General features: G+C 73.1%; 10 protein-coding genes. 3 read left to right on the top strand and 7 right to left on the bottom strand.

Annotated elements, in window-relative coordinates:
* Nucleotides 1–2: 2 nt before the first annotated feature.
* Nucleotides 3–857 (bottom strand): phosphotransferase enzyme family protein, encoded by an 855-nt coding sequence (locus tag J5X75_RS07145; RefSeq protein WP_208466472.1) that lies wholly within the window; start codon nucleotides 855–857, stop codon nucleotides 3–5.
* 237 nt (nucleotides 858–1,094) lie between these two features.
* On the opposite strand from J5X75_RS07145, the gene J5X75_RS07150 reads away from it, so the two are divergent.
* On the top strand, nucleotides 1,095–1,784 hold the full coding sequence (locus J5X75_RS07150; RefSeq protein WP_183217298.1) for a Crp/Fnr family transcriptional regulator: 690 nt from the start codon (nucleotides 1,095–1,097) through the stop codon (nucleotides 1,782–1,784).
* Here J5X75_RS07150 and J5X75_RS07155 read toward each other — a convergent pair.
* Complete coding sequence (locus tag J5X75_RS07155) at nucleotides 1,781–2,458, bottom strand: lysophospholipid acyltransferase family protein (protein ID WP_208466473.1); 678 nt, start codon at nucleotides 2,456–2,458, stop codon at nucleotides 1,781–1,783. The genes J5X75_RS07150 and J5X75_RS07155 overlap by 4 nt on opposite strands.
* Before the next feature lie 141 nt (nucleotides 2,459–2,599).
* On the opposite strand from J5X75_RS07155, the gene J5X75_RS07160 reads away from it, so the two are divergent.
* Together J5X75_RS07160 and J5X75_RS07165 are read left to right on the top strand one after the other, a co-directional pair.
* A complete protein-coding gene (locus J5X75_RS07160; protein ID WP_208466474.1) occupies nucleotides 2,600–3,394 on the top strand; it encodes a DUF308 domain-containing protein in 795 nt (264 codons plus the stop codon).
* A 34-nt stretch (nucleotides 3,395–3,428) separates the two neighbouring features.
* The gene (locus J5X75_RS07165) at nucleotides 3,429–4,844 is read left to right on the top strand and encodes an alpha,alpha-trehalose-phosphate synthase (UDP-forming) (protein WP_208466475.1); all 1,416 of its coding nucleotides are present in this window, start codon (nucleotides 3,429–3,431) and stop codon (nucleotides 4,842–4,844) included.
* Here the strand turns inward: J5X75_RS07165 and J5X75_RS07170 are convergent.
* The 5 genes from J5X75_RS07170 to J5X75_RS07190 form a co-directional block, all read right to left on the bottom strand.
* The gene (locus tag J5X75_RS07170) at nucleotides 4,831–5,595 is read right to left on the bottom strand and encodes an alpha/beta hydrolase (RefSeq protein WP_208466476.1); all 765 of its coding nucleotides are present in this window, start codon (nucleotides 5,593–5,595) and stop codon (nucleotides 4,831–4,833) included. The two genes, J5X75_RS07165 and J5X75_RS07170, sit on opposite strands and share 14 nt — an antisense overlap.
* Nucleotides 5,592–6,911, bottom strand: coding sequence for a flavin-containing monooxygenase (locus tag J5X75_RS07175; protein WP_208466477.1), 1,320 nt, complete (start codon nucleotides 6,909–6,911; stop codon nucleotides 5,592–5,594). Before J5X75_RS07175 ends, J5X75_RS07170 begins: the two co-directional genes overlap by 4 nt.
* Before the next feature lie 25 nt (nucleotides 6,912–6,936).
* A complete protein-coding gene (locus J5X75_RS07180; protein WP_208466517.1) occupies nucleotides 6,937–7,623 on the bottom strand; it encodes an endonuclease/exonuclease/phosphatase family protein in 687 nt (228 codons plus the stop codon).
* An 18-nt stretch (nucleotides 7,624–7,641) separates the two neighbouring features.
* On the bottom strand, nucleotides 7,642–8,589 hold the full coding sequence (locus J5X75_RS07185) for an ROK family glucokinase (protein ID WP_208466478.1): 948 nt from the start codon (nucleotides 8,587–8,589) through the stop codon (nucleotides 7,642–7,644).
* 26 nt (nucleotides 8,590–8,615) lie between these two features.
* A partial coding sequence (locus J5X75_RS07190) for a hypothetical protein (protein WP_208466479.1) occupies nucleotides 8,616–8,924 on the bottom strand: 309 nt, incomplete at its 5' end.

The following is an 8,924-nucleotide window of genomic DNA, read 5'->3' on the forward strand; positions in this document are numbered from 1 at the left end:
CGTCATCCGGGCATGGACTCCAGGGCCTCCCGGGCGGTCTCCAGCGCGGTGGGGCAGCCGCGCCGGGCCGCCCGCTCGGCCAGCACGGCCCAGCGCAGCCGCAGCAGGACCGGCAGGGCGGCGTCCAGTTCGTCGGGGCCGACCGGTCCCGCGGCGCGGTAACCGTCCAGCAGCTCGGCGGCCCGGTCCGGCCCGCCGGCGTAGGCGACCGCGGCGGCCACGTCGTAGACCAGCGGGCCGGTGCCGCTGGCCCCGCAGTGCAGCAGCCCGAGCCGCCCGGTGGACTGGTCGAGGACGAACGCCTGCGGCGCCGGATCGCCGTGCAGCACCCCGTAGGTGAGCTGATCGGTCACGGTCAGCCGGGTGGCCGCGGTGACCGCGGTGGTCACCGCCTCGCGGAGCCAGGGCTCCGCGCCGAGATGGCCCGCGTCGGGGTCCGGCAGTCGCCACGGGCGCAGGCCCGGATGCCGAAAACCTTGAAGAGCCCGGTGTACGGCGCCGAGGCGCTCGCCCCACCACTGCTGATCGACCGGATCCCGCCCGTCCAGACAGCGCCCCGGGACCCGCCGCAGGACGGCCAGCGCCCCGAGCGGGATCTCCGCGGTGAGGGCGCCGCCGAGGGTACGGACCGGCTGCCCCGCGTCGATCCGCCGGGCGCCCAGGTGCTCGGCGGCGAGCAGTCCGGCCTCGAAGGCCTGCCGGGCGGCCGCCTCCACGAGCCGGGCCGTGTAGCGGGCGGCGCCCGCCACGAAAACCCAGCCGCGCGACAGCAGTGCGGCCGGAAGCTCGGTCAGCTCGGTCGGCGTGAGGTGCCACTGGTCGCGCAGGGTCGATCGAAGAAGCTCGTCATCCGGCACTGCGGGATTATCTCGGCACAAGCCGCTAAAGCGACGGACAACATGGGCGACGGTCACTGTGCGAGATTGACGGTTTACAGAACGCTACTGAAGGGACATGATCGTACGAGGCGAGCCCCGATGTCCGTTTCGAAAATGGCGTTCGAGGCACGCTTCGTGCTAAGAGTGATCGTTCGCGTCGTGGGGCCGACGCCGGCCCATGATCGACGCGGTCCCGACCGGGGGAGGGATAGCGCCGTGGACCATCGCTTGCCGGATTCCGGCGACGCGCTCACCGGCGTGGACATGTTCGCCGGTCTCGAACCGGAGGTGCGCCAGCGGGTCGTGGCCGCGGCCGTCCCACGCCACTACCGCAAGGGCCAGATCCTCTTCGTGGAGCACGACCCCGGCGACTCGCTGATCATCATGAAGCGGGGCGCCGTCGCCGTCTTCCGGACCGCGCCGACCGGCGAGCGCGCCGTCCTCACCGTGGTCCGCCCGCCCGACGTGCTGGGCGAGGTGTCCCTGTTGGACGCCTCCACCCGCAGCGCGTCGGCCGAGGCCATCGAGGACTCCCAGGCGCTCTCGCTGTCCCGGGTCGCCTTCATGGAGCTGGTCCACTCCAACCCGCGCATCCTGGACGCGGTGATGCGCTCGGTCGGCGGCCTGATCCGCCGCCTCACCGAGCAGAACGCGGATCACGTCTTCCTCGACCTGCCCGGCCGGGTGGCCAAGACCCTGGTCCGGCTCTCCGGGGAGAGCCAGGCGCCGATGATCACCATCGAGCTCAACCAGAGCCAGCTCGCCGAGATGGCCGGCGGCTCCCGGCAGAGCGTCAACCAGGCGATCGGCTCCTTCGCGAGCCGGGGCTGGCTGCGCACCGAGGGCCGGCGCATCGTCGTCACCGATGTGCAGGCCCTGCGGCGGCGCGCCGGGATGACCGGTTAGGCGGTCGGCGCCTTGAGCGTCGAGGCGTAGACGTCGACGTACTCGCGGCCCGAGAGGGTCATCAGCTCGTACATGATCTCGTCGGTGATGGCGCGCTCGACGAACCGGTCACCGCGCTGGTCGGCGTACCGGGAGAAGTCGAGCGGCGCGCCGATCCGGATCCGCACCCGCTTCACCGTCGGGACCAGTGTCCCGGTCGGCTGGATCTCGTCGGTGTTCAGCAGCGCCACCGGCACGACCGGGGCGCCGCTCTCCAGCGCCAGCCGGGCCACCCCGGTCTTGCCGCGGTAGAGACGCCCGTCGGGCGAGCGGGTGCCCTCCGGATAGATGCCGGCCACGTTGCCCTCGCGCAGCACCCGCAGGAGGGTGTTCAGCGCCGCCTGGGCGGCCTCGCCACCCGAACGGTCCACCGGGATCGTCCCCGCGCCGGTGAAGAACATCCGCGAGAACCAGCCCTTGATCCCCTTGCCGGTGAAGTATTCGGCCTTGGCGACGAAGGTCACTTTCCGCTTCATGATCAGCGGGGTGAAGATCGAGTCGGAGAACGAAAGGTGGTTGCAGGCGAGGATGACCGGACCCGAGCGGGGCACGTTCCTCAGGCCCTCCACACGGGGTCGGAAGACGAGTTTCAGCAGCGGTCCGAGGACCACCAACTTCAGCAGCCAGTAGAACACTGACGTCCTTTCAGCGGATGCCGCGGGTGTCCGGGGCGACAGGAAGCGTACGAAGCGGGGGCGGCACGCCACAACGCACTCCCGCAACAGGCGCCTGCCGTGTCACCATTCAAGGCACGGTCGGCAAGGGGGTGTGCATCGGTGACAGCGGGTGGAGCCCGTCGTGGGCGGCGCGACAACGGGCTCGACGCTGCCGACTACGCGGTGGCGGGTGACGTGGATCCACGCATCGGCGAGCATCTGCTCGACGTGCTGGCGGCCGGAGGGATCGCCGCGTATTTGCAGCCCACCGCGGATCTGAACCCGATCCTGCGAGCCACCACACTGCCGGCCCGGCCGATCGACCGGCTCTATGTCGACCGCACCCGCCTGGAGACCGCCCGGGAGCACCTGCAGAAGGTGACCGGCGGGACGCCGCCCACCCCACCCGCGCCGCCGGCGCCGTCCGACCCACGGCCACAGGCCGAGGTGGACGAGGAGTGGGCGAAGATCATCGCGGGTTTCCACACCACCGTCGACGCCGAGACCGCTCCGTGGCCGGCCGCCGAGGACACTCCGCCGCCCCCGGCCCGGCCGGTGACCGAGGAGGGCACGCCGCACCACCGGCGGCGGACCGACCCGCCCCCGCCGGAGCCGTCGATCCTTTACGGACTCGACACGTTCGGCGACGATCTGCCCGCTGACGACGACGAGGACGAGCGGTACATCCCGCCCCCTCCCCCACCCCTGCCGCACATCTCGAAGTACGCGGTGATGGGCCTGCTGGGCATCACGATCGGCTTCGTGCTGTTCCTGTTCCCCGACCTCGTCCCGATCGACCGCAACCTGGTGACCCTGTTCGGCTTCGCGGCGATCGTCGGCGGGGCGGTCACCCTGGTCTGGCGGCTGCGCTCGGGTGACGACGACGACGAATTCGACGACGGCGCCGTCGTATAGACCGATGTTGGTGTTTACCCCGTAACCTACGGTGATGCGTCAGAGTTCGCTCGTCGTCATCGCCAACCGTCTGCCCCTGGATGACAATGCCGCTCCGGACGGCGCCTGCGAGTGGCGCCGGAGCCCAGGTGGGCTGGCCAGCGCCCTGCACGCGATCCTGGAACAGACCCCGGCCACCTGGGTCGGGTGGGCCGGCGGGGTCGGCCCGGCGCCGGCCCTGCCAGACGTCGGCACCCTGCGGTTACAACCCGTGTCGCTGACCGAGGAGGAGCTGCGCGGCTACTACGAGGGGTTCGCCAACTCGACCCTGTGGCCGCTCTACCACGACGCGGTGCAGCAGCCGACCTTCGACCGGGGCTGGTGGGAGACGTACCGGACGGTCAACCGCCGGTTCGCCGAGGCCGCCGCCGCGGTGGCCGAGCCGGGCGCCGCCGTCTGGGTGCAGGACTACCACCTCCAGCTGGTGCCGGCGATGCTCCGGGACCTGCGGCCGGACCTGCTGATCGGGTTCTTCATGCACGTGCCGTTCCCGCCGCCCGAGCTCTACATGCAGCTGCCCCGGCGGGTCGAGCTGCTGCGCGGGATGCTCGGCGCGGACCTGGTCGGCTTCCAGCGGGAACAGGCCGCCCACAACGTCGCCCAGCTCGCCAAGAAGCTGCTCGGCGCGCACGCCACCGACGACGCCATCACGGTCGGCGGGCGGACCGTACGGACCGGCGCCTTCCCGGTCTCCATCGACGTCGCCGAGATGCGGGCGCTGGCCACCCGGCCCGACGTGGTCACCCAGGCCGGACAGCTGCGGCACAGTCTCGGTGAGCCGAAACGGGTGCTGCTCAGCGTCGACCGGCTCGACTACACCAAGGGCATCGAGCACCGGCTCACGGCGTACAGCGAGTTGCTGCGGGACGGGTACGTGAAGGTGCGGGACACGGTGATGGTCCAGGTGGCGGTGCCCAGCCGGGAACGGGTGGAGAGCTACCGGGACCTGCGCGACCGGATCGAGGGCGAGGTCGGCCGGATCAACGGCGAGTACGGCCGGGTCGGCGAACCGGCCATCCACTACCTGAACCAGCCGTTCTCCCGGTCCGACCTGGCCGCCCTCTACCTGACCGCGGACGTCATGGTGGTGACCCCGCTCCGGGACGGGATGAACCTGGTCGCCAAGGAGTTCGTGGCGGCCCGCGAGGACGGCGCCGGCGCCCTGGTGCTCAGCGAGTTCGCCGGCGCGGCCGCCGAACTGGAACAGGCGTTCCTGGTGAACCCGCACGACGTGGACGGGCTCAAGGCCACCCTGTTGCGGGCCATGGAGGCGAACGGCGAGGACCTGGCCGCCCGGATGTCGTCGATGCGCCGGCACCTCACCGAACACGACATCATGGCCTGGGCGCGCGCCTACCTGAGCGCGCTCGACCACAGCGGCCGGCTGGCCGAGCGGCTCACAGCTCCTTGAGCAGCCAGTCCAGAACGGCGTCGATCGGCTCGGCCCAGCTCGGCTCCAGCATCAGGTAGTGGCCCATGCCGGGGAAGAGCAGCGGGGCCCCGCCGTAGCGGGCGGCCGCCCGGTCCAGGGCCGCCCGCGGCACCACCCGGTCGTCCGGGCTACCGGCCACCAGGACCGGCGGTCCGCCGACCGGCTCCGGCAGGTCGGCCCGGCCGAACAGGTCGGCCCGCGGGCGGGCGCCGATCCGCTCCAGGTGCGCGGCGGCCTCCTCGGCCGGGACGTTCGCCCCGAACAGCTGCCGGGCGGAGAACCGCAGGCGGCCGCCGGCCAGCGCCGGGACGGTCCCGGCCGGGTTGCTGCGCAGTGCCGCGCCGAGCGCCGCCCAGCCGTCCAGCACCGGGGCCACCAGAACGGCCGCACGGGCCGGGTAGCGGCCCAGCGCCCGGGCCACCACGCGCGCCCCGGTGCCGTGGCCGATCAGCACCGCCTGGCGCGGCAGCGACGCCGCCACCTGCACCACGTCGTGCGCCTGAGCGCGCAGGTCGCCGCCGGCCCGCGGGGTGACGGCGTGGGCCGGGAAGCCGCGGGCCGCGACGTGCCCGAGCCAGTGTTCGGCGAACGCCCAGCCGCCGTGGCCGAGGCCGGGCACGAACAGCAGCGGCGGGCGCCCCTCGTCGGCCTCGGGCAGCTTCGAGACGACCTCACGCGCGGCGGGCGGCACCGGTTCGGCCCAGTCCCGGAACCGCAGGATCTCGCTCACTTGACGCCCTCCAGACGGCTCAGGAGGCTCTCCACGGTGCGCAGGTAGTCGACGTGGTCCACCTCGAACCAGTGCCGCCGGGTGGGGACCACCCGGCGTCGCGACCACGAGGCCAGCGGCCGCTGGGACTCCTCCCGCTGGACGGCGGAGGCCCGCTCCGGGTCGGTGCCGTGCAGCCGCAGCCAGCGCGCCACCGCCACGCTCTGCCAGTGCGCCAGCGGGAACAGCCCGGCGTCCGGCTGGACCAGGCCGACCACCGCGAGCGTCGGGTGCTTGCGGGCGAAGACGTGCAGGTGCAGGTCGGGGCGGCCGCGCTCGTCGATGTCCAGCAGCTCGGGGGCGAGGAAGTCGAAACGCGGCCGGTAGCCGGTGGCGGTGATCACCAGATGGGGTTCGATCCGGCGGCCGTCGGTCAGCTCCACGGCCTTGCCGTCGTAGCGGGACACGTCCGGGACCGCCTCGATCCGGCCGTGCCGCAGGTACTCCGGCAGCAGGCCGTTGACGACCGGGTGGCTCTCGAACGGGGCGTGCTCCGGCGCCGGGACACCCCACCGGGTGAGGTCGGCGGCGGCGCGGCGGTAGCGCCGCTCCCGCAGCCACGCCGGGCCCTTGCGGTGGCGCACCTGATCGGCGGGGCGGTCGCCGATGTACTTCGGGCCGTACCAGTAGCCGCGCCGGGTGGAGTGCCACACCCGCTCGGCGTGCTGGGCCGCCTCGACCGCGATGTCGCAGCCGGTGTTGCCGCCGCCGATCACCAGCACCCGCCGGTCACGCAGCCGGGACGGGTCCTTGTACCCCGCCGCGTGGATCACCTGCCCGCTGAAGTCACCGGGGATCTCCGGGCTGACCGGCGACCAGTGGTGGCCGTTCGCGATCACCACCGCCGCGTACCGCTGGACCCGGGACGAGCCGCCGCCGGTCGAGTTGATCGTGACGTCCCAGCGGCCGTCGCCGGCCGGGACGACGGACACGACCTCCATGCCGTACCAGATGTGGTCGCTCAGCCCGAAGTGCCCGGCGTACCGCTCCAGGTACTCCAGGACCCGGCTGTGGTGCGGGTAGTCGGGCCAGGTGTCCGGCATCGGGAAGTCGGGGAACTCGGTGAGCGGCCGGGAGGTGACCAGATGGGTTCCCGCGGAGACCGGGCTGCGGTCGTGACGCCAGTTCCACGCGCCGCCGACCGATGTCTCACGCTCGTAGCAGTCGACCGCGAAGCCCAGCTCGCGCAGGTTCTTGATGGCGGTCAGGCCGCTCGCGCCGGCGCCGATCACGCACACGGCGCCGCCACGGTCACCGAGGTCCGGGGTGTCTTGCACCCGGCGATCCTCGCAGACCGAAACGCTAGGAGGAAGGGAGCAGAAGGTCCGCGACGATCGGTAAATGATCACTCGCGACGCGTGTCCGGTCGGTCGAGATGATCTCGTAACCTTCGATGGCCACGCCGGGGGTCACGAAGAGCCCGTCGATGCGCCGGCTGGGCACCGTGGCCGGGAAGGTGGGCGTGTCCTCCCCCGACCCGAGCAGGCCGTCCTCGATCATCCGCCAGGCGCTGCCACCGGGGCCCTCGTTCAGGTCGGCCGCGACGATCATCGGCCCCTCGACCCGGTCCAGTTCGGCCTTCCAGTACGCCGCCTGGGACGGGCGCTCGGCCGGGTCGGTGGCCAGGTGCGATCCGGACACCGTGAAGGTGGCGCCGCGGACCGCGCCCTCGGCGAACACCGCGCCGCGCAGATGCCGGCCCGGGGTCAGCGGGTAGCGCACGCACCAGCTCCGCCGGATCGCCACCCGCAGGCTGACCAGCAGCAGGTTGCCCAGCGAGGGCAGGCCGCCGGCGGCCACCACGAGACCGGTCTCGGAGGCGAGTCGCGCGCATTTCTGCCGCCACCGGAACCGGCGCGGCGCCTCCTGCACGACGAGGACGTCCGGGGCCAGGTCACGGACCAGGCCGATCAGTGCGGCCCGGTCGTCCCGCAACCCGTGGACGTTGTAGCTGACCACACGCAGCGGAACCCCGGACCCACCCGCCACCCCGGACACCCCGCGTCCTCAGGCGCGTCGCGCCAGGTCGGCCGCGCCGACCACGCCGGCCGCGTTGCCCATCCGGGCGGCGTGCACCTCGGCCACCGGGAACCGGCCGCGGTTGGACAACTGCTCCCGGTACGCCCGTTCGATCGGCCCCATCAGCAGCGGCCCGGCGTCGACCACGCCGCCACCGATCACCATGACCTGCGGATCGATGCTCTGCGCCAGGTCCGCCAGGGCCACGCCGAGCCAGTAGCCGACCTGGGCGAACGCGTCCATCGCGACGCCGTCGCCGGCCCGCGCCGCCTCGGTGACCTGCCGGCCGGAGATCGCCAGCGGGTCGCCGCCGGCCAGTTCCAGCAGCTTGGCGGCCCGCTCCGGCTCCTGCCGCGCCCCGGTCCGGCCGAACCGGACCAGCGCGTTGCCGCTCGCGTACTGCTCCAGGCAGCCGAGACGGCCGCAGCCGCACGGGTGCCCGTCCGGAACCGCCTGGATGTGGCCCAGCTCGGCCGCGATGCCGTGGGCGCCGCGCCACAGGCCGCCGTTCACCACGATCGCGCCGCCGATGCCGGTGCCGACGGTGATCATCAACATCGACTCGGCGTGGACGGCGACACCGAACCGGAACTCCGCCCAGGCGGCGACGTTGGCGTCGTTGTCCAGCACGACCGGCAGCCCGGTGGCCTCGCTCACGTACGACTGGAGGGGTTCGTCCCGCCAGGCCAGGTTCGGCGCGAAGAGCACCGTCGAACCGGCCGCGTTGATCCACGCCGCCGCGCCGATCCCGATCGCCTTCGCGTCCGGATACCGCGCCGCCAGCTCGGCGGCCACCTCGACGATCGTGTCCCGGGTCCCGGCGGGGTCGTCCGCCGGGGTCGGCCTGCGGTCCGACGCGAGCACGTTGCCCTGTTCGTCGACCACGCCACCGGCGACCTTGGTGCCGCCGACGTCGATTCCGATGGTCAGCGTCACGCTGCCCGTCCCCTCTACCAAACTGTTCACACCACGCCGCCGGAGCGGGCGCCGTCGCCCGGCTCCGTGCCGTGGTCCTCGGGCGCCGAAGCGCCCAGGTCATGATCCACGCTACGGTGCTCGGCGGCCTCGTCCGCCGCCGCCTCCGTCGCGCCCATGACAACTGTCCCGGACGATTCGGCCGTCGCCATCGCCCAGACGTCTCCCGTCGACCCGCCCGAACGAGGTGGGTAAGCGGCGCGGGCCGCCGCGGCCCGCTCGACCGCCTCCGCCACCGCACGCTCGGCGGCCGCCGCACGGGCCCGGGCCGCCGCGGCGGCCTGCGCGGCCGCCTC

It is taken from the genome of Actinoplanes flavus (assembly GCF_017592555.1).
Lineage (GTDB): Bacteria > Actinomycetota > Actinomycetes > Mycobacteriales > Micromonosporaceae > Actinoplanes > Actinoplanes flavus.

What these genes read in the sequence shown, in the direction of transcription:
- J5X75_RS07165 (WP_208466475.1), top strand. Translation starts at nt 3,429, where the DNA reads ATGCGTCAGAGTTCGCTCGTCGTCATCGCCAACCGTCTGCCCCTGGAT.